Genomic DNA, 20437 nt, shown 5'->3' on the forward strand with positions numbered 1-20437 from the left:
TTGACACCCCGTACCGCCCACGCGAGCCTCTGCCCCGACAACCCGACGTCGACGTCGACGCACACCTGAGGGGCGTGGACCATGAGATGCACCGGAAGGACGCGGCTGCGCGCGGGCGCCGCCGCGCTCGCCCTCGCGGCAGCGCTGGGCGGCACCGCGCTCGTACCGCCCCAGGCCCGGGCGGAGGGCCGGCTCACGGACCTGGTGAACCCGTTCATCGGCACCGAGAACGAGGGCAACACGTTCCCCGGGGCGGCCGTACCGTTCGGCATGGTGCAGTTCTCGCCGGACACCGGGCACGACACCGGGTACGACTACAAGGACAGCCACATCCGCGGGTTCAGCACCGTGCACCTGTCCGGCGTCGGCTGCCGCCTCGGCGGCGACCTGCCGGTGCTGCCCACCACGGGCGACGTGGCGCAGACCGACAACGCCCGGTACGCGGCCGGGTTCAGCCACCGCGACGAGAGCGCAAGGCCGGGCTACTACCGGGTCAAGCTCAGCAGCGGCATCACCGCCGAGCTGACGGCGACCGCCCGCACCGGGCGGCAGCGCTACACCTTCCCCGCCACCGGCAAGGCCAACGTCCTCTTCGATGCAGGGCAGTCGCTGCACCGGACGGTCTCCAGTTCCGTGCAGGTCGTCGACGACCGCACGGTGCGCACCACCATCACCGGCCGCGGTTTCTGCCAGGACACCAAGCCGTACACCGTGTACACCCTCACCCGCTTCGACCGGCCCTTCGCCGCGTACGGGACGTGGAAGGACGACCGGGTGAGCACCGGCACCCGGGCCTCCAGCTCCTCCGGCCGCAACGGCGCCTGGGTCCGTTTCGACACCACCCGGAACCGCGCGGTCGAGGCGTCCACGGCCGTCAGCTACGTCGACGCGAACGGCGCCGAGCGCAACCTCCGTGCGGAGGAGGCGAGTTTCGACCGCACCGCGGAGGCGGCACGCGACGCGTGGGAGCGGCAGCTGGCCGATGTGGGCGTGCAGGGCGGCAGCCGCACCCTGCGCCGCACCTTCTACTCCTCGCTCTACCGCTCGTTGCTCTCCCCCAACGTCGGCAGCGACACCGACGGCCGCTACACCGGCTGGGACCAGCGCGTCCATCAAGCCAAGGGCTTCACGTACTACCAGAACTGGTCGCTGTGGGACACCTATCGCACACAGGCGCAGCTGCTGTCGCTGCTCGCGCCGCACGAGGCGCGGGACATGGCGCTGTCGGTGCTGCGGATCGACGCGGAGAGCGGCTGGCTGCCCAAGTGGGGGTACGGCACGGTCGAGACGAACATCATGACCGGTGACCCGGTGACGCCGTACCTCACCAACGCCTTCGAGCAGGGCCTGTTGGCGGGGCACGAGGAGGAGGCGTACCGGGCGCTGAAGAAGAACGCGGACGGGGTGCCCCCGGCGTCGTCCCCGGCGGTGGGGCGCGAGGGCAACGCCCAGTACATCAAGGACGGTTACGTGCCGTACCTGCCCGACCGGAAGCAACAGAAGCCCGGCGACTCGGACTTCCGGCAGGGCGCCTCGGCGACCCTGGAGTACGCGGTGGCGGACGGTGCGCTGTCCCGGATGGCCCGGGCGCTGGGGCACCGCGCGGACGCGGACCGCTATGCGGCCCGGTCCCGCAACTACCGCAAGGTCTTCGACCGCGGCACCGGCTTCTTCCGCCCCCGCGACGCCAAGGGCGCGTTCACCGGTTCCGCCGACCCGGCGAAGAGCCCGGGGTTCCACGAGGGCACGGCCTGGCAGTACCAGTGGCTGGTGCCGCAGGACCTGCCGGGGATGATGGAGCTCATCGGCGGCCGGGACGCCGCGGACAAGCGGCTGGACTCCTTCTTCGCCTACGACCGGCTGGTGCGGGACCCGGAGCGCACCGCACGCGAGGTGTGGGTCAACGGCCCGTACGACTACTACAACGCCGACAAGTACAACCCGCAGAACGAGCCCGACCTGATCGCCCCGTACACCTACCTCGCCACCGGGCGCCCGTGGAAGACGACGGACGTGGTGCACGCGGCGCTGACCCTCTTCACCGACACCCCGACGGGGATGACCGGCAACGACGACCTGGGCACGATGTCGGCGTGGATGGTGCTGTCGTCGATCGGGGTGTTCCCGGTGCAGCCGGGGACGGACGTGTGGGGGTTGAGCACCCCGGTGTTCGACCGGGTGGACCTGCGCCTGGACCGGAACTGGTATCCGCACGGGCGGTTCACGGTGACCGCTCCCGGCACCTCGGACCGGGACCGGTACGTACGGTCCGTCCAGCTCGACGGGCGCGGCCTGGACCGTACGTATCTGACGACGGCGGCGCTCAAGGGCGGTGAGCGGCTGGACTTCACGGTCGGGCCGGATCCGTCCGGATGGGGGACGGGCGTCCGGGCCGGGGCACCCGCCATCGGCTGATCCGCCGGGCCGGCGCGGGGCGGCGTCTTCCGTCGCCGCCCCCCGCTCGGCCATGATGACCTGCGATCCCCGTCAGGGTCGACGAGAGGACAACGCATGGCCGGGCTCCGGGTGGGCGAGGGCGTCCTGCGGCGCAAACCCATCGAGACGATCGAGGAAGCCGAGTCGGCCGAGGCGGTGGGGCCGGCGCTGAACCGTTCCCTCGGTCTGTGGCAGCTGACCGCGATCGGGGTCGGCGGCATCATCGGCGCCGGCATCTTCAGCCTCGCGGGCACCATCGCCAACGGCGTGGCGGGCCCGGCGGTGCTGGTGTCCTTCCTGATCGCCGGCGTCGCGAGCGCGGCGGCGGCCTTCTCCTACGCGGAGTTCGCGGGCCTGATCCCGCGGGCGGGCTCCGCCTACACCTACGGCTATGCGGTCCTGGGCGAGCTGGGCGGCTGGTTCATCGGCTGGGACCTGCTGCTGGAGTACACGGCGATCGTGGCGGTCGTGGCGATCGGCATCTCGGGGTACATCAACTTCCTGCTCGGGGAGACGCACGCGCACCTGCCGGTGTGGATGCTCGGGGCGCCGGGGACGGGGCACGGGCACCGGATGGACCTGTTCGCGGCGGTGCTGTGCCTGCTGATCGCCTATCTGCTCACGCTGGGGATCAAGAGCGCGGCGCGGTTCGAGACGATCGTCGTGGGGCTGAAGGTCATCGTGGTGCTGCTGGTGATCGTCGTCGGCTTCTTCCACATCAAGACCTCCAACTACAGCCCCTTCTTCCCCTTCGGCCTCAGCGGTGCGTTCACGGGGGCGGCCACGGTCTTCTTCGCGGTGTTCGGCTACGACGCCATGTCGACGGCGGCCGAGGAGTCCAAGGACGCCCAGCGCCACATGCCACGGGCCATCCTGTACTCGCTGGGCATCTCGATGGTGCTGTACGTACTGGCCTGTCTGGTGCTGACGGGCATGCAGAACTACCGGCACATCGACAAGGCGAGCGGCTTCTCCACGGCGTTCAAGTCCGTGGGCCTGGGCGGGATCGCGGACGTCATCGCGGTCGGCGCGATCATCGGCATCCTCACGGTGATGTTCACCTTCATGCTCGGCGTGACGCGCGTGTGGTTCGCGATGAGCCGGGACGGGCTGCTGCCGCGCTGGTTCGCCAAGACGCACCCGACGCGGCACGTGCCGACGCGGGTGACGTGGATCGTGGGCGTCGCGTCGGCGCTGATCGCGGGCTTCGTGCCGATCGGCCAGGCCGCGGAACTGACCAACATCGGCATCCTGCTGGCCTTCGCCGTGGTCTGCACCGCGGTGATCGTGCTGCGCTACAAGCAGCCCGAACTCCCGCGCAGCTTCCGCTGCCCGTGGGTACCGGTGGTACCGGGCATCGGGGTGGCCGCGTCGATCTGGCTCATCACCTACCTGGCGTGGGAGACGTGGGTGCGGTTCGCGGTGTGGTTCGTCATCGGCCTGACGGTCTACTTCACGTACTCGTACAAGCACTCGGAACTGGCGACGGCGGACGCGAGGGGTATTCCGCAGGCGTGAGGTTCCCCGCGCCCCGAAGGGGCGCGGGGCAGTTACATTGTGCGGCTCCGCCGCGTGGGCGCGAGCAACCACATACAACCCGCACTCAGTCGGGAACAGCAACGAGCAGGTGAGACTTGGGGGATCCGGCAACCGACACGGTCCGCACCTCGCGCAACCGCAACCCCGCCGAGGCCAGCAAGTCCTCGTGCTCCGCACGCGTCCGCTCACGCCCGCCGATGAGCATCATCGTCAGGTCGGCACACTTGCCCATGTCGAACCCCGGTTCACCGGAAACCACCTGCTCGAAGAGCAGCAACCGCGCATCGTCCCGCATCACGGCGCGTACCGTCCGCAGGATCCGCGCCGCCTGATCGTCCGGCCAGTTGTGCAGGCAGCGCGCGATGACGTACGCGTCGTGGTCCTTCGGCGCGGTCTCGAAGAAACTGCCCTCGGCGAAGGTGCAGCGGTCGGCGACCCCCGCGGCCACCAGCCGCTCCCGGGCTCCCGCGAGTGCCTCGGGACGTTCCAGCAGGGTGGCCCGCAGCGCAGGATCGTGCTGCAGGGCGAGCTCCACCAGGGCGCCGTCCCCGCCGCCGAGGTCGGCGAGCGAGCCGATGCCGTCGAACACCCCGTCCGCCAGGGCCGCCCGGACGAGCAGCGGGAGGCTGCGGGCGAGGGCGTCGTAGAACACCTTGCCGGCGGCCGGGTCCCGTTCCAGGTGGGCGAAGAAGGGCATGCCGTAGACCTTCTCCGCGGCCGGCTGCCCGGTGCGCACGGTGTGCAGCAGCTCGGCGTGCCAGGGGCGGAAGATCTCGTAGTGGAGTTCGAGGAACGGGCCGAGCGGGCTCTCGGAGTCCGTGCGCAGCTGTCGTCCCGTGTCGTTGAGCGCGAAGTGCCCGGCGGGGCCCTCGGTGAACACGCCGAGGGCGGCGAGGGTGCGCAGCAGCCGGGCCAGGGCCCCGGGGTCGGCGCCGACCTCGGCGGCGATCTCCTGTGCGGGGCGCGGGAGTTCGGTCAGGTGGTCGGCGACGCGGAGCTTGACGGCCGCGTAGCCGGCGTGCGCGGTCCAGATGCCGGTGACGACCCGGCCCAGCAGCTGGGCGGCCGCCTGCCGTTCCCGGCCGTGCACCGCCCGGTCGGTCGCGCTCACCGGGGGACTCCCGGGAAGGGCGGCGGGGTGGCGCCGCGCTCGCGCAGCTTCGCCAGGTGGTCCGTGACGGCGGACATGTCGTCGGTGAACTCGCCGGCGATGAGGCCGGAGACGAGGGTGACGAAGTCGATGTGGGCGGGCATCTCGGCGGTGGGGTCGAAGATCTGCTGGGCCTCGTCGTAGTAGTCCTCGCGGTGCTTGGACTGGTCGTAGAAGGCGCGCACGAAGTCGAGGATGCCGCCGAGGAACCGGCGGTAGCCCTGTTCGTACTGCTTCAGCACGGCGTCCGCGGAGGCGGGGTCGTCCAGGAGGGCCGCGACGGTGGTGGCCGCGGTCGAGCCGCCGCGCAGGGCCAGGGTGACGCCGGTGGACAGCAGCGGGTCGACGAAGGCCGCGGCGTCGCCGGTGGCGATCCAGCCGGGGCCGTGGAAGCGGCGCAGGTGGTAGGACCAGTCCTTGGTGGTGCGGTGGCCGCTGACCCGGGTCGCGCTCTTCATCAGGTCGGCGACGCCGCGCGAGCCCTCGACGCGGTCGGTGAAGAGCTGTTCGGGGCTCTGGCCGGAGGCGGCGAGCAGCGCGGTCTGCGTGACGTGGCCGATGCTGGTGGTGCCGTCGCTGAGCGGGATGAACCACAGCCAGCCGCCGGGGACGTGCTCGATGAGGATGTTGCCGGCCTCCCGTCCGGGCAGCGTCCCGCAGCCCTGGTAGTAGGCCCAGACGGCGATGTTGCGCAGGTCCTCGTGCCACTCGACGAGGTCGAAGTGGCGGCCCAGCCAGCGGTGTTGGCCGGAGGCGTCGACGACGATCCGGGCCCGCGCCTCCAGGGTCCGGGCGGCGCCGCGGAGCTGGTAGCGGACGCCGTCGAGGCGCTCCCCGGTGAAGAGCGGCTCCTTGACGACCGCCTCCTCGACGACGTCCGCGCCGAGGGTGCGGGCGTGGGAGAGCAGCAGGGCGTCGAAGTCGGCGCGGCGCACCTGGTAGGCGTAGGGGTAGGGGCCGCCGTCCTCGAAGGAGAAGTTCCACGACGGGCGGTCCTTGCCCCATACGAGGCTGCCGCCGTACTTCTTGGTGAAGCCCATGGCGTCGAGCTTCTCGCGCAGGCCGAGCCGGTCCAGGGTGGGCCAGACGCCGGGGATGAGGGATTCGCCGATGTGGTAGCGGGGGAATTTCTCGCGCTCCAGGACGAGCACGCTGCGCCCCTCCTGGGCCAGCAGCCCGGCGGTGGACGCGCCGGCGGGGCCGCCGCCGACCACGATGGCGTCGTACACGGTGGCGGGTTCGTCACTCATGGGTCGTTCCTCCTTCGCCGGCGTGGCTGTAGACCACGTCGTACGCGCACTGCCTGCCCTGGGTGAGTTCGCCGATGGGGGCGAAGTGCGGGGCCACGGCGGGGTCACGGACCATCGCCTCGAAGTCCTCGCGGCGGGCCCACTGCGTGTAGTCCACGACCTGGTAGCCGTCGGTGCTGCGGTGGACGTTGCCCGAGACGTAGCCGGGGCGGTGCCGGATCAGCTCCTCGTGGGCCTTGACGATGAGGTCCACCAGTCGCTGCTGGTCACGTGGTTTTGTCGGGAACACATTGATGAACGTGGCGAGTTGAGCTTCCGTCGAGATCTCGGCCATCTTCCGCCGCCCCTCCGTTCGCGCCTCTTGCGCTGTCACCCCCAGTATGTAGAGTCTGTCATTGAGTAAGTCAATGGATGGTCCCGTAAAGCAACTGCCCGAGGGGAACAGACAGATGACCGTGAACTCCCGCCGCCCGGATCCCCGGGCCGCCACCCGCCTGCGCGAACTGGGCATGAGCCTGGGCTTCGCCGGCGCCCTGCGCGCCGCCGTCCGGCTGCACGTCCCGGACGCCATCGGCGACAAGCCCTGCACCGCCGAGGAGTTGGCGCCCCGCATCGGCGCCCACGCCGACACCCTGGAGCGCCTGCTGCGGGCACTGTCGGTGCACGGCGTGTTCGAGGAGCTGGACGAGCGCCGCTTCGGCCACACCGAGCTGTCCCGGCTGCTGCGCGAGGACGAGCCGGGCGGCATGCGCTTCATCGTCCTGTGGGCCACCGCCCCCTGGGCCTGGCAGGCCTGGCCCCGCCTGGAGGAGGCGGTGCGCACCGGGGAGAACGTCTTCGAACCCCTCTACGGGCGGGACTTCTTCGGCTACCTCGCCGAGGACGACCCCGAGGCCGCGCAGACCTTCGACCGCGCCATGACGCAGTCCAGCCGCATCACCTCGGCCCCGGTGGCCGACGCCCTCGACCTGACGGGCGTCACCAGCGTCGTCGACATCGGCGGCGGGCAGGGCCACCTGCTCCAGACCCTGATGGAGCGTCATCCCACCCTGCACGGCACGCTGTTCGACCTGCCCACCGTGGTGCCGGGCGCCCTGGAGGGGCTGCGCGAGCGGGAGCGGGCCGGGCTCTGCACGATCACCGGCGGCGACTGCCGCGAGACCCTGCCCGACGGCCTGGACCTGTACGTCTTCAAGAACGTCCTGGAGTGGGACGACGAGAGCTCGCTGGCCGCCCTGCGCAACGTGGTGCTCCACGGCGGCCCGGGGGCCCGGATCTCCCTCGTGCAGAACCTGGTCGAGGACAGCTCCGAGATCAAGGTGACCACCGCAATGGACCTGTTCCTGCTGCTCAACGTGGGCGGCAAGAAGCACACCGCGGCCGGGCTCGCCGCCCTGTTCGACCGCGCGGGCCTGCGCTTCGACGGCTACCGCCCGGTCTCCGGCACCAGCCTGCACGTGGTCGAGGGCGCCGTGCCGCGGCCCGGGGAGGCGGGCGCATGAGCCCGGCCGCCGGGGAGCACCTGCGGATCCTGTTCCTCGTCCGCGTCGAGGACGGCGGCGAGGAGGCCTTCCGCACGGCCTACGAGCAGATCCGGTGGACCGTCGCCGCGGCCGACGGCCACATCGCCGACCAGCTCTGCCAGTCGACGGTGGATCCGCACGAGTGGCTGATCACCAGCGAGTGGGAGTCCGCCGGCCACTACACGGCCTGGGCCCGCCACGAGGGCCACCGCGATCTCGCGGCCCCCATCGTCGCCACCACCAGCAGCCGCATCCACAAGCCGTTCGCCGTGCGCAGCCGGACCGTCGGCGGTCCCGCCGGGCACGGCCGGCTCTGACGGGCCGCAGCGAAGGAGCACCATGTCCGTACAGACGTTCCGCGTGGTGGACGCGGGGGCCATCACGCCCAACACCCGGCGCGGCGGCGAGCTGCGCACCCTGCTCGCGCCCTCCACGGTCGCGGCCACCTCGGGCTTCATGGGGACGGCCCTGATCCGGCCGGGCGACTGGATCGCCGAGCACTACCACCCGTACTCCGAGGAGTTCCTCTACGTGGTCTCCGGCCGGGCCGTCGCCGAACTGGACGGCGTGCCGCACCTGATCGGCCCGGACCAGGCCCTGATGATCCCCGTCGACGTGCGCCACCGCGTCCGCAACGCCGGCCGCGAGGACCTGCGCATCGTCTTCCACCTCTCCCCGCTGGCCCCGCGCCCGGACCTGGGGCACGTGGACACCGAGCAGCGGGAGCAGCGGTGAGGGCGGCCCAGGCCCGGCCCGTCGCCGTCACCGGCACCGGGGTGGTCGCCCCCGGTGCCACGGGCCGGGCCGCCTTCCGCGAGCTGCTGGCCGCCGGGCGCACGGCCACCCGGGCCATCACCCTCTTCGACGCCACCGGCTTCCGCTCCCGCATCGCGGCCGAGTGCGACTTCGACCCGCAGGGCGCGGGCCTGTCGGCGCGCGAGGCCGGGCGCATGGACCGGTACGCGCAGTTCGCCGTGGCCGCCGTGCGCGAGGCGGTGGCGGACGCCGGGCTCGACACCACCGCCGGGGACCCCTGGCGCACGGGGGTGTCGATGGGCAGCGCCGTCGGCGGCACCACCCGCCTGGAGGCCGACTACGTCGTCGCCTCCGACCGCGGCCGGGACTGGGCGGTCGACCACCGCTACGTCTCGCCGTTCCTCTACCGCGTCTTCTCCCCCGGCCCGCTCGCGGGCGAGATCGCCGAACTGCTCGGCGCGCGAGGCGTGGTGCACACCGTCTCCACCGGCTGCACCTCCGGGCTGGACGCGATCGGCTACGCCTTCCAGTGCATCCGGGAGGGCCGCGCCGACGTGATGGTGGCCGGCGCGGCGGACTCCCCCATCTCCCCGATCACCGTCTCCTGCTTCGACGCCATCCGGGCCACCTCCGCCCGCAACGACACGCCGGAGAGCGCCTCGCGGCCCTTCGACCGCGAGCGCGACGGCTTCGTCCTCGGCGAGGGCGCCGCCGCGCTGGTCCTGGAGAACCTGGAGCACGCCCGCCGCCGCGGCGCCGAAGTGCACTGCCTGGTCGGCGGGTTCGCCACCCGCAGCAACGCCTACCACATGACCGGGCTCACCCGGGAGGGCCTGGAGATGGCCGAGGCGATCGAGCACGCCCTGGCCCAGGCCCGCCGCCGCCCCGAGGAGGTCGACTACGTCAATGCGCACGGCTCGGGAACCCAGCAGAACGACCGGCACGAGACGGCTGCTTTCAAGCGCTCCCTGGGCGCGTACGCCCGGCGCGTACCGGTCAGTTCCGTCAAGTCCATGGTCGGGCACTCCCTGGGCGCGATCGGCGCCATCGAACTGGCCGCCTGTGTGCTGGCGATGGACGAGGGCATGGTCCCGCCGACCGCCAACCTGGAGCACCCGGACCCCGAGTGCGACCTGGACTACGTCCCGGTGACCGCCCGTTCGCAACAGCTGGACACCGTGCTGTCCGTGGGCAGCGGCTTCGGCGGCTTCCAGTCCGCCGTGGTCCTCGACCGGAAGGCGCTGCAGCCGTCATGACCGGCACGACACGACGAGCGGTGATCACGGGCATGGGCGCGCTCGCCCCCACGGGCATCGGCGCCGAGGCGGTCGGCAAGGCGGCCCGCGAGGGCCTGTCCGGCATCCGGCCGCTCACCCGCTACCCGGCCGAGGGCACCCCGCTCTCGCTCGCCGGCGAGATCCCGGACTTCGACCCGCTGCAGCACCTGGAGGGCCCGGTGGTCGCCCAGACCGACCGGTTCACCCAACTCGCCCTGGTCGCCTCGGACATGGCGCTCAAGGATGCCGGGCTGACCCCGGCGGAGATAGCGCCCTACTCCTTCGGCGTGGTGACGGCCAGCTGCGCCGGCGGCGTGGAGTTCGGGCAGAAGGAGATCGAGCGGCTGTGGAGCCGGGGCCCCACGCACGTCGGCCCGTACCAGTCGATCGCCTGGTTCTACGCGGCCAGCACCGGCCAGATCTCCATCCGCCACGGCCTCAAGGGCCCGAGCGGGGTGCTGGTCACGGACGAGGCCGGCGGGCTCGACGCGCTCGGCTACGCCGGGCGGGAGATCGCCCGGGGAACGGCGGCCATGCTGGCGGGCGGCGCCGAGGCACCGCTGTCCCCCTTCTCGATGGCCTGCCAGTTCGGCCACGGCCTGCTCAGCGGCGCCCGGGATCCCGCGCGGGCGTACCTGCCGTTCACCCGCGCGGCGGCCGGCTTCGTGCCCGCCGAGGGCGGCGCCATGGTCGTCGTCGAGGAGGAGCGGGCCGCCCGGGCGCGGGGAGCGGTGCCGCGCGCGGTGGTGCTGGGCCACGGCACGGCGTTCGCCGGCATGCTGCGCTTCGACCGCTCGGCCGAGGCCCTCGCGGCCGCCGCCCGCACGGCCCTGGCGGAGGCCGGGCTGTCACCCGCCGCCGTCGACGTGGTCTTCGCCGACGCCCTCGGCGTGCCGGAGGCCGACGTGGCGGAAGTCCGGGCCCTGCGGCTGCTGTTCGGGGCGCGCCGCGCGGAGGAGGTGCCGGTCACCGCGCCCAAGACCGGTACCGGGCGCGCCTATTCGGGGGCCGGCGCGCTGGACGTGACGCTCGCCGTGCTGTGCCTGGAGCAGGGCCTCGTACCGCCCGCCCCGCATCTGGACGGCGCGGAGCCCGCGCTGCCGCTGAACCTCGTCACCGGGCGGGCCCGGCGGCTGCGGCCGCGCACCGCGCTGCTGCTGGCCCGCGGGCTCTCGGGCGGCTGCTCGGCCCTGGTCCTGCAGCGCACCGGGGACGGGCCCTGACGCCCGCCCTTTGCACACCACACGCACCGCCAACAGGAGGAAATCATGGGGGAAACCACGGGGGCGGCAACGCCCTCCATACCGGACCGGCTCACCTACGAACAGCTCGCCGTGATCGTCCGCGCATGCACCGGAGTGCAGCTCGACGCCGCGGAGCTGGACGATCCCGGACTGGAGCTCAAGGCGCTCGGCGTCGACTCGCTCGGGCTGCTCGGCGTCGTCGCCGAACTGGAGCGTCGCTATCCGGTGCTGCTCGGCCGCGAGGCCGAACAGGCCGCCTCGGCGCGCGCCCTGTACGACCTGGTCAACGCACAGCTGGCGAGGGGAGACCGGCCGTGACCGCGCACACCGAGAACGAGATCGTCATCCGCGCCCCGTTCGCTCTCGTCTGGGAGCGCACGAACGACGTGGAGCACTGGCCGGAGCTGTTCGGCGAGTACAGCGCGGCGGAGATCCTCGAGCGCGAGGGCGACCGGGTCCGCTTCCGGCTGACCATGCACCCCGACGGGGACGGCAAGGTCTGGAGCTGGGTCTCCGAACGGCACGCGGACCGGGCGGCCAGGACCGTGACCGCCCGCCGCATAGAGACCGGGCCCTTCGCGCACATGGACATCCGCTGGACCTACGAGGAGGTGCCCGGCGGCACCCGGATGCGCTGGGTGCAGGACTTCGCCATGAAGCCGCAGGCCCCGGTGGACGACGCGTGGATGCAGGAGAACATCGACCGCAACAGCAAGGTGCAGATGGCCCTCATCCGCGACCGGATCGAGGCACTTGGTCCCGCGGGTCGATGAGCGAGGCGGAGATCGCCTTGTTCACCGCGTCCAGCCGGGAGGTCGCGCCGAGCTTGCCGAAGATGTTCCGCAGGTGGTGCTTGACGGTGCCCTCGGTGATGGACAGTCTGCTGGCCGCCTGACCGTTGGTCATGCCCTGGGCCACCAGGGTCATGACCTCCCGCTCCCGGGCCGACAGCAGCCCCGCCGGCGCGGAGACGGCGTGGACCTGCGCCATGCTGGCCCGGGAGACGGACAGGACGATCCGCTCGTCGTCCGCGAGGACCGAGCGGACGGCGGACAGCAGGTCCTGCCGGCCCACCGACTTCAGCAGATAGCCGCGCACCCCGCAGGCGAGCAACTCCTGCACGGTGCGCGGCTCGTCGTACACACTCACCATGATCACGCGGGTGGCGGGGGCCACGTCCAGAATGCGGCGGACGGTCTCCGCCGCACCGCTGTCCGGCAGACCGACGTCCAGCAGCGCCACGTCCGGCTGCGTCTCCCCGGCGACCCGCACCGCGTCGGCGTGGGAGCCGGCCTCGCCGACGACGACGAACTCCTTCTCGGCCTCCAGTATTTCCCGCAGGCCCTCGCGGAAGAGCGTGTGGTCGTCCACGACGACGATCCGGGTGAGCGTGCCCGCGCATCCCCCGCTCACGCGACCATGCCCTTGCGGCGCGCGGGCAGCAGGAACTCCACCGAGGCCCCGCGCCCGGGGAATCCGGTGATGCAGACGGTGCCGCCGAGCCGCTCGATCCGCTCCCGCATGCACGCGAGGCCCACGCCCTCGGGCGTGGCCGCCGGGTCGAAGCCGACCCCGTCGTCCTTGACCACGGCCCGCGTCTGGTGGGGCGCGATGTCCACGTGCAGCGTGACCGTGCGCGCACAGGAGTGCGCGAAGGCGTTGCGCAGTGCCTCGCGCAGCGCCAGGTACAGCTCGTCCAGCGCCTCCGCCGGCATCCAGGACTCGTGCCCGGAGACCGAGATCTCGATCGCCGTGCCGGGCGTGCGGATGCCCTCCGTGCAGGCCTGCAGGGCGCGGGCCAGGCTGTCGGTGCCGCCGTAGGCGCGCAGCTCCGAGGCGAGTTCGCGCACCTGGTCCAGCGCCTCGTGCAGGGCCTGGTGGGCGACGCGCATCTTGTGCTCGGCCGCGGCGTTGCCCTGGTACCGGTAGAGCTCGCAGAGCTCCAGGTTCTGCTTGGCGACGCTGACCGAGTAGCCGACGCGGTCGTGCAGATCGCGCGAGACGGTGCGCCGGTCGTCCAGGCAGGCCTGGGCCGTCTCCTGGAGCAGGGCCCTGGCCTTGGACTCCAGGGCCGCCTTGAAGCGGGCCATGATGCTGTGGTGCAGCGAGACGGCGCCCTCGGCGATCATCCGGGAGCTGCCGGGGCAACTGCCGTCCACGGTGCGCGTCACGGCCTCGATGACGACGTCGAAGAGCGTGATGATCGCCCGGTGGGCGTCATTGGGATTCCATGCCTGCGGATAGTCCGGGACCGCGGCGTGGGCCGGCCCCACGCTGCGGGCGCCCAGAAAGCTGCCCTCGCTGAGGAGGGCCAGCAGGACGTCGTCCAGGACTGCACGGGCCTGCCCGACGCAGAAGCGCCGGACGCCCGGGTCGTCGGCGCCGACGCCGATGACACTGAGGCGCTGTTCGTAACCTGCCACGATACTGTCGGACTGCGATGCGAGGAGGCGGGCGAGTGCCGGACCCCCGGGCACTTCCTCGGCCACAACTCCGTCCAACTCAAGTCCCCCAACGTGAGTCGTGCTGTTCCCCGTTGCGGTCCGGCGGCGGAATCCCCCCGACCGCCCCTGCCCGGGGGAGGCCGGACCATTCGGCCAGCCTAGCCGTGCCGGGACTGCGGCGGTAAGTCCTCAACGCGCCATTGATGCCGACCGGTTCCCCGGTGTGTGCCGAAAGTGCCATGTCCCCTCCCCCGTACGACATGTCCCGGGCCGCTCTTCCGGCGGGGCGGGATCTGCCGTTGGGGACGATGGTGTTGAGCTGCGGCGGGTGTGCCGGATAGCGTCGTGCGCGGAGATGCGGGGGATGCCGGTCAGTTCGCGGAGGCCTTCTTGAGGAGTTCGCCGAGGAGCAGCTTCTCCTTCTCGGTGAGCAGCTCCAGGCCCGGCGCCTCGTCCATGATGCGGACCACCTTGCCCCGCAGCCTGCGGCCGGCTGCGGTGAGGGTGAGCATCTTCACGCGCCGGTCCGCCGGATCGACCTGCCGCTTCATGAGCTTCTGCTCCTCGAGGCGGTCCACCAGGCCCGTCACATAGGAGGCATCGCAACGGAGCTTGACCGCCAGCTTCCGCACGGTCGGTGCGGAGGCGACGAAGTACAGCACCTTCGCCTGAGGCACCGTCAGCCCCAGGACGGCGGCCTGGTCCGCCAGCCGTTCCTGGTGTGACTGCGCGAAGTTCAGGAGGGTGCTGAGAAGGAGGTTGTCCTCACGCGGGACCGTGCCCGCCGGAGGCAGTTGCTGGGTGGTCATGGTCGGTCACCTCTGCCCTGGTACGTCACTGACCCCTGTCCTCATACAGGATCGAGTCAATCATGGCAGAGGTCAGTGGTGGTCCGACAGAAGGGTGCGGTTCCGGGCCGTCTCGCCGCGGTCGAGCAGGTCCAGCAGGGGTGCGGTCATCGCCGTGGCCGTGAGGGCGACCAGGACGAGCACGGTGAACAAGGCGGGCGTCAGCACGCCCAGTTCCAGCCCGATGCCGAGGATGACGAGCTCGGTCAGGCCCCGGCAGTTCATCAGCACCCCGACCCGCAGGGCGTCGCGCCCGCCGACGCCGGTCAGCGCGGCCGCCAGGGAACTGCCCGCCAGCTTGCCGGCGATGGCGACGGCCAGGGCGGCGGCGAACCACAGCCACAGCGCCGAGTCGCCGCCCAGCAGGCCCAGTTCGGTCTTCAGGCCCACCGAGGCGAAGAACGGCGGCAGCAGGACCGAGGTGGTGAACTCCTGCATCCTGCCCTGCACGACACGCAGTCCGGGTGCCTCCGCGGGGCACAGGGCGCCGAACAGGAACGCCCCGAAGATCAGGTGCACGCCGATCCGGTCCGTCGCCACCCCGGACAGCAGCACCCCCACCAGGACGAGCGCCAGCAGCGCCCCGTCGGGCAACCATCGCGCGGGCCGCAGCAGCACGGTGCGCAGCAGGGGCCGGACGAACAGCACCATGGCGGCGCAGAAGGCCGCGGTCAGGGCGAGGGTGCGCGCGACACCCGCCAGGGAGGCGTTGCGCAGCAGGGCGACCGCGACGGCCAGCAGCAGCCAGCACAGGAGGTCGGCGCCCGCCGCGGCGAGCACCGCGAGCCGGCCCGCCCGGGTGTGCATCGTGCCGCGCTCCATCAGGATGCTCGCCAGCACCGGGAACGCGGTGACGCTCATGGCGACGCCCAGGAAGAGGGCGAAGGGCAGGAACCCCACGCCGCCCGGCGCGAGGGTGGCGTACATGGCGCAGGCCAGGGCGATGCCGAGGCTGTAGGGCAGGGCGGTGCCGCAGATGCCGATCACGGTGCCGGCCCGGCCGCCGCCGGGGCCGGGCGCTGCACGCGGCCCGCGCGGTCCACGCGCAGCGCGCGCCGCATGTGACTCGCCGGCGAACTCCAGGCCGACGAGGAACATGAACAGCGCCAGGCCGATCTGGGCGAACGCGTCGACGTAGGACAGCAGTCCGGCGGGGAACAGCGTCCGGTACACCTGCGGCGCCACGGCCCCCAGGACCGAGGGGCCCAGCACGATGCCGGAGACCATCTCGCCGACGACGCGCGGCTGCCGCAGGAAGCGGGCGAACGCTCCGCCGACGGCCCGGGCCGCGGCGACGACCACGGCGAGGGCGAGCAGCAGCCGCCACGGCTCCGGGGCCTTCCCGGCACCCCCGCCGTGGCCGCCGCCCCGGGCGCCGGGGTGGACGGGCCACTGCGCGCCGTGGCGCAGCAGCAGCCCCGCGAGAACCAGCGGCCCCGCGCTCAGCAGCAGGACCAGCAGGACCGGTCCGAGGCGCGGGACCCGGCCCTGCTCCTGCGGCCCGCCCGTGCGGACGGGCTCCGGTGCCGTCCGGGACGGCGGCAAGGCGTTCACCTGCCGGGGTCGGCCTGCGGGGCGAGCACGACGCCGCGGCCGCGCTCCCATTGGTAGAACTGCCGGGCCGAGGCGCGCTCCGCGGTGCCCCAACTCCCCGCGAATGGCTGGATATAGGCGTCCAGGGCGGTGCTCAGGCGCTGGAACTCCGGGTTCCCGTGGGCCTTGTCGATGGCGGCGCCGACCGGGGCGGGCGACTCCACCAGGTGGATGTAGACGTCGTGGAAGGTGAAGAGCTTGCGGGTGTGCACCCCGATCTCCGCGGGCAGCCCGGTGGCGTCCGATGCGGCGAACAGCCGGGCGATCTCGCCCTCGCTGCCCGGGAGATGACGGGCGACGATCAGTGTGGTGTGCATGGCGGGAGTCCCCCTCGGCGTCCCTCAACGGGTCATTGACCTACTCCATACTTGAGCAAGTCTATGAATTTCGGGGGGCCGCACAACCCCCTCTTCCCGCCTACGACTTGAGACAGCGGGCGAGATACCCCGCCGTCGCACTCCCGGCGACGGCCGCCACCTGCGCCGGAGTTCCGGCCGCGACCACGCGCCCGCCCTCCGTCCCGCCGCCCGGTCCCAGGTCGACGACCCGGTCCGCCCCCGCGACCACGCTCATGTCGTGCTCGACGACCACGACGCTGTTGCCCGCGTCGACCAGCCCGTGGAGCTGGCGCAGCAGCACCTCGGTGTCGGCGGGGTGCAGCCCGGTGGTCGGCTCGTCGAGCACGTACAGGGTGTGCCCCCGGTGGGCGCGCTGGAGTTCGGCGGCGAGCTTGATGCGCTGGGCCTCCCCGCCGGAGAGCTCGGTGGCCGGCTGGCCCAGCCGCAGGTACCCCAGACCCACGTCCTGGAGCGTGCGCAGGCTGCGCAGCGCCGCGGGCACGTCGGCGAGGAACTCCGCGGCGGCGTCGACGGTCATGGCGAGCACGTCGGCGATGTTCCGGCCCCGGTACGCGACCTCCAGCGTCTCGGGGTTGTAGCGGGCGCCCTCGCAGGCGGTGCACGGGGCGTAGGCGCCGGGCAGGAAGAGCAGTTCGACGGCGACGAACCCCTCGCCCTGGCAGACCTCGCAGCGGCCGGCCTGCACGTTGAAGGAGAAGCGGCCGACGGTGTAGCCGCGGGAACGGGCCTCGTCCGTCGCCGCGAAGACCTTGCGCACCGCGTCGAACAGGCCGGTGTAGGTGGCCAGGTTGGAGCGCGGGGTGCGCCCGATGGGCTTCTGGTCGACGCGGACGAGACGGTGCACGGCCTCCAGGCCCTCGGCGGCGAAGGGGAGTTCCTCCTGCTCCAGGTGCGCGGCGACGGTCCCGGCGAGCACGTCGCCGACGAGTGTCGACTTGCCGGAGCCGGAGACGCCGGTGACGGCCGTGAACACGCCGAGCGGGACGTCCGCGTCCACGTCGCGGAGGTTGTGCCGGGTCACGCCGCGCAGCCGCAGCACGCCGGAGGGCTCGCGGGGCGTGCGGGACGGCGCACGCCCCTCCGCCGGGCCGGGGAAGAGGAAGCGGCGGGTGGCCGACTCCGGCACGTCCGCGAGCCCGGCCGGCGGGCCGCTGTAGAGCACCTGCCCGCCGTGCTCGCCGGCCTGCGGCCCGACGTCGACGATCCAGTCCGCGCGCCGCACCACGTCCATGTGGTGCTCCACGACGAACAGCGAGTTGCCCGCGCCCTTGAGCCGGTCCAGCACCGTCAACAGGGCCTCGCCGTCGGCCGGATGCAGCCCGGCGGATGGCTCGTCCAGGACGTAGACGACGCCGAAGAGCCCCGAGCGCAGCTGGGTGGCGAGCCGGAGCCGCTGCAGTTCGCCGGCCGAGAGGGTCGGCGTGGGGCGGTCGATGCCGAGGTAGCCGAGGCCGAGTTCGGTGAGCACCTCGATGCGGGCCACCAGGTCGCGGGAGAGCGTGGCGGCGGCGCCGTCGCCGTCGGTCTCCTTCCGCAGGAGGTCGGCGAGCGCGGACAGCGGCAGCGCGGCGAGCCGGGCGATGTCGTGCCCGGCGAACGTCACCGCCAGCGCCTCCGGCCGCAGCCGCCTGCCACCGCACTCCGCACAGGGCCGGTGCACCAGGTGCCGCTCGGCGCGGGCCCGCAGGGAGGTGCTCTTGGAGTCGGCGTAGGTGTGCAGCACATAGCGCCGGGCGCTCATGTACGTCCCCTGGTACGGGCGCTGGATGCGCTCCGCGTCCCGCACCGGGTGGACGGTGACGACGGGCTGCTCGTCGGTGAAGAGGATCCAGTCCCGGTCGGCCTGCGGGAGTTCGCGCCAGGGCCGGTCGACGTCGTGCCCGAGGGCGGCGAGGATGTCGCGGAGGTTCTTGCCCTGCCATGCGCCGGGCCAGGCGGAGATCGCCCCGTCGCGGATGGACAGCGCCGGGTCCGGGACGAGGGACTCCTCGGTGACCTCGTGCACGCGCCCGAGCCCGTGGCAGGCCGGGCAGGCGCCGGCGGCGGTGTTGGGCGAGAAGGCGTCGGAGTCGAGCCGCTCGGCGCCCTCCGGGTAGTCCCCGGCGCGGGAGAAGAGCATGCGGAGGGAGTTCGAGAGCGTGGTGACCGTGCCGACGGAGGAGCGGGAGGTCGGCGCGGAGCGCCGCTGCTCCAGTGCGACGGCGGGCGGCAGCCCGGTGATCTCCTCCACCTTGGGCGCGCCGATCTGGTGGATCAGGCGCCGGGCGTAGGGCGCCACGGACTCGAAGTAGCGACGCTGGGCCTCGGCGTAGAGGGTGCCGAAGGCGAGGGAGGACTTGCCGGATCCGGAGACGCCGGTGAAGACGACGAGGGCGTCGCGGGGGATGTCGACGTCGACGCCTTTGAGGTTGTGCTCACGGGCTCCACGGACACGGACGGAACCGTCGGGAACGACGCGATCGGCGGAGCCGCGGGAACCGGACGGGGCCGGGCTGGTCATGGGGGCTGTTCTCCGGGGTGGGCGGCGCGGGGGCGTGGTTCATTTTGCCCCAGTCCCGCCCGCCTCTGCCGTACCAGCCATCCCACGGCCACCAGCGCCGCGGCCACTCCGTACGCCACGGTCCCCAGCAGGTTCGGATCCCCCACGGCTCTCCCGCCCACGTACTTCGCCACTCCCGCCACCGCGACGCCCAGCCACTCCCACCGCCCGTCCAGCGCCACCAGCACCACGAGCAGCAGCGCGTACCAGGAGTATCCGGGAGTCAGCAACAGGAACGCCGCCCCCGTCACCGTCAGCGCGCCCCGCCAGGGCCGCTCCGGATCCCCGCGCCACAGCACCCACCCCGCCGCCACGGCCAGCACGGCGAGTGCGGCCGGCAGCGCCCACGCGTCCGGCAGGACGAGCCGCAGCAGCGCGTACCGGTTGCGCGCGGACGCGTCGTCGTAGCCCTCCTCCTCCGTGTATCCGCCGAGATAGCCGAACACCGAGGAGCGCGAGACCAGCACGTACGGCAGATACCCGAGCCCCACGACCCCGCCCGCGGCCAGCAGCACCGCGGCCCCGCGCCGCCGGTGCCCCGGGCGCAGCGCGCCGCTCAGCGCCCCCGGGAGCGTCACCCCGGGCAGCAGTTTCGTGGCGATCCCGGCACCGAGCAGCGCCCCGCCGCCGGCCGCCCCGCGGCGCCGCCGGGCAAGGACGGCGAAGGCCGCCGCGGTCAACAGGGCGCCCAGTACGTCGACATGGGCGTTGTTGACGGCCTCGACGGGCACGGCAGGGCACCACGCCCAGTACGCGGCCCACCGCTCCCGCCCGCCGCCGCGCCGCCGCAGCGCGTACAGCAGCAGCCCCGACGTGCCGACGGCCAGCAGCGCCCCGCCGACCTGCAACGGCTTGTGCCGGGCGCCGGGCGGCGAGAGCTCGTGCACGAGGAGGAAATAGCCCTCGGCGACGGGCGGGTAAATGGTGTGCACGGAGGGACGGTTGATGCGCGTGCAGGCGACAGCGCCGGTGTCTGCAGGAATACGGGCGCGCCCGGGCCCGGCGCACTCCGCCCCCTCGGGGAAGAGCCAGCCGTCGCGCAGCGGCCGGAGCGCGGGGTCGGCCGGAGCGTGGTCGTACGGCGAGATCCCGGCGGCCTGCACCCGGCCGTCCCACGCGTAGCGGTACGAGTCCGTGCTCGTGCGGGGCTCGGCCAGCAGCCCGGTGACCGCCACCGCGGCCGCTCCCGTCAGCACCAGGGGCACCACGCAGCGCGCGGGCACCCGGCGCAACGCCCAGGCGGCTGCGGCGAAGAGGACCCAGGCCGCCGCGTACCAGCCGGTGAGCGCGGCCGGATCGGTGTCGTAGCCGTCGCTGCGGATCGCCGCCGCGAGGACGGCGGTGAGGGCGGCGAGGAGGGAGACGGTGACGAGGGAGGCGCGGTTGATCACACCGCTCAGCCTGGCACCGGAGGGGTGCCCGACGGGGCCGCGCGGCCCGGCCGTCCGCGTTTCGTAAGGTGTCGACCCGCCCGTAACG

General features: G+C 72.8%; 19 protein-coding genes. 9 read left to right on the forward strand and 10 right to left on the reverse strand.

Annotation, left to right across the window (positions count from 1 at the left end; translation table 11 throughout):
- Positions 1-81 precede the first annotated feature (81 nt).
- Positions 82-2415, forward strand: a complete 2334-nt coding sequence (locus ACMATS_RS06735; protein ID WP_414167288.1) for a GH92 family glycosyl hydrolase — start codon at positions 82-84, stop codon at positions 2413-2415.
- 96 nt (positions 2416-2511) lie between these two features.
- A complete protein-coding gene (locus tag ACMATS_RS06740; protein ID WP_414167289.1) occupies positions 2512-3954 on the forward strand; it encodes an amino acid permease in 1443 nt (480 codons plus the stop codon).
- Positions 3955-4039: 85 nt separating this feature from the next.
- On the opposite strand, the gene ACMATS_RS06745 is transcribed toward ACMATS_RS06740, so the two are convergent.
- Genes ACMATS_RS06745 through ACMATS_RS06755 form a run of 3 tightly spaced genes read right to left on the reverse strand, consistent with a single transcriptional unit; the run spans position 4040 to position 6709 of the window.
- Complete coding sequence (locus ACMATS_RS06745; RefSeq protein ID WP_414167290.1) at positions 4040-5086, reverse strand: methyltransferase; 1047 nt, start codon at positions 5084-5086, stop codon at positions 4040-4042.
- The gene (locus ACMATS_RS06750) at positions 5083-6375 is read right to left on the reverse strand and encodes an NAD(P)/FAD-dependent oxidoreductase (RefSeq protein ID WP_414167291.1); all 1293 of its coding nucleotides are present in this window, start codon (positions 6373-6375) and stop codon (positions 5083-5085) included. Before ACMATS_RS06750 ends, ACMATS_RS06745 begins: the two co-directional genes overlap by 4 nt.
- On the reverse strand, positions 6368-6709 hold the full coding sequence (locus ACMATS_RS06755) for an antibiotic biosynthesis monooxygenase family protein (RefSeq protein ID WP_390779607.1): 342 nt from the start codon (positions 6707-6709) through the stop codon (positions 6368-6370). The genes ACMATS_RS06750 and ACMATS_RS06755 overlap by 8 nt, the downstream gene beginning before the upstream one ends.
- A 115-nt stretch (positions 6710-6824) precedes the next feature.
- On the opposite strand from ACMATS_RS06755, the gene ACMATS_RS06760 reads away from it, so the two are divergent.
- From ACMATS_RS06760 to ACMATS_RS06790, 7 genes are read left to right on the forward strand one after another with little or no spacing between them, the layout of a single operon-like run.
- Positions 6825-7877 carry a methyltransferase gene (locus ACMATS_RS06760; RefSeq protein ID WP_414167292.1) on the forward strand — a complete coding sequence of 351 codons (1053 nt, stop codon included), beginning with the start codon at positions 6825-6827 and terminating at the stop codon, positions 7875-7877.
- On the forward strand, positions 7874-8215 hold the full coding sequence (locus ACMATS_RS06765) for an antibiotic biosynthesis monooxygenase family protein (RefSeq protein ID WP_414167293.1): 342 nt from the start codon (positions 7874-7876) through the stop codon (positions 8213-8215). Before ACMATS_RS06760 ends, ACMATS_RS06765 begins: the two co-directional genes overlap by 4 nt.
- Positions 8216-8237: 22 nt before the next feature.
- Positions 8238-8633, forward strand: coding sequence for a cupin domain-containing protein (locus ACMATS_RS06770; protein WP_390779610.1), 396 nt, complete (start codon positions 8238-8240; stop codon positions 8631-8633).
- Positions 8630-9910, forward strand: coding sequence for a beta-ketoacyl-[acyl-carrier-protein] synthase family protein (locus ACMATS_RS06775; RefSeq protein ID WP_414167294.1), 1281 nt, complete (start codon positions 8630-8632; stop codon positions 9908-9910). Before ACMATS_RS06770 ends, ACMATS_RS06775 begins: the two co-directional genes overlap by 4 nt.
- Entirely contained in the window at positions 9907-11154 is a 1248-nt protein-coding gene (locus ACMATS_RS06780) for a beta-ketoacyl synthase N-terminal-like domain-containing protein (protein ID WP_414167295.1), read from the forward strand. Before ACMATS_RS06775 ends, ACMATS_RS06780 begins: the two co-directional genes overlap by 4 nt.
- A gap of 45 nt (positions 11155-11199) precedes the next feature.
- A complete protein-coding gene (locus ACMATS_RS06785) occupies positions 11200-11493 on the forward strand; it encodes an acyl carrier protein (RefSeq protein ID WP_390779613.1) in 294 nt (97 codons plus the stop codon).
- Entirely contained in the window at positions 11490-11948 is a 459-nt protein-coding gene (locus tag ACMATS_RS06790; protein WP_390779614.1) for an SRPBCC family protein, read from the forward strand. Before ACMATS_RS06785 ends, ACMATS_RS06790 begins: the two co-directional genes overlap by 4 nt.
- Here ACMATS_RS06790 and ACMATS_RS06795 read toward each other — a convergent pair.
- The 7 genes from ACMATS_RS06795 to ACMATS_RS06825 form a co-directional block, all read right to left on the reverse strand.
- Entirely contained in the window at positions 11905-12588 is a 684-nt protein-coding gene (locus ACMATS_RS06795; protein WP_390779615.1) for a response regulator, read from the reverse strand. The genes ACMATS_RS06790 and ACMATS_RS06795 overlap by 44 nt on opposite strands.
- Positions 12585-13598, reverse strand: coding sequence for a sensor histidine kinase (locus ACMATS_RS06800; RefSeq protein WP_414167296.1), 1014 nt, complete (start codon positions 13596-13598; stop codon positions 12585-12587). Before ACMATS_RS06800 ends, ACMATS_RS06795 begins: the two co-directional genes overlap by 4 nt.
- Positions 13599-13990: 392 nt before the next feature.
- The gene (locus tag ACMATS_RS06805; protein WP_390779617.1) at positions 13991-14428 is read right to left on the reverse strand and encodes a MarR family winged helix-turn-helix transcriptional regulator; all 438 of its coding nucleotides are present in this window, start codon (positions 14426-14428) and stop codon (positions 13991-13993) included.
- Between the two features lie 72 nt (positions 14429-14500).
- Positions 14501-16012 carry a cation:proton antiporter gene (locus ACMATS_RS06810; protein WP_414167297.1) on the reverse strand — a complete coding sequence of 504 codons (1512 nt, stop codon included), beginning with the start codon at positions 16010-16012 and terminating at the stop codon, positions 14501-14503.
- Between the two features lie 5 nt (positions 16013-16017).
- Positions 16018-16377 carry a TcmI family type II polyketide cyclase gene (locus tag ACMATS_RS06815; protein ID WP_390779619.1) on the reverse strand — a complete coding sequence of 120 codons (360 nt, stop codon included), beginning with the start codon at positions 16375-16377 and terminating at the stop codon, positions 16018-16020.
- Between the two features lie 100 nt (positions 16378-16477).
- Positions 16478-18919, reverse strand: a complete 2442-nt coding sequence (uvrA, locus tag ACMATS_RS06820) for an excinuclease ABC subunit UvrA (protein ID WP_414167298.1) — start codon at positions 18917-18919, stop codon at positions 16478-16480.
- Positions 18916-20358, reverse strand: a complete 1443-nt coding sequence (locus ACMATS_RS06825) for a glycosyltransferase 87 family protein (protein ID WP_414170667.1) — start codon at positions 20356-20358, stop codon at positions 18916-18918. The genes uvrA and ACMATS_RS06825 overlap by 4 nt, the downstream gene beginning before the upstream one ends.
- Positions 20359-20437: the final 79 nt, after the last annotated feature.

The sequence above is a fragment of the Streptoverticillium reticulum genome, from assembly GCF_047456005.1.
In the GTDB taxonomy this organism is placed as follows: domain Bacteria; phylum Actinomycetota; class Actinomycetes; order Streptomycetales; family Streptomycetaceae; genus Streptomyces; species Streptomyces reticulum.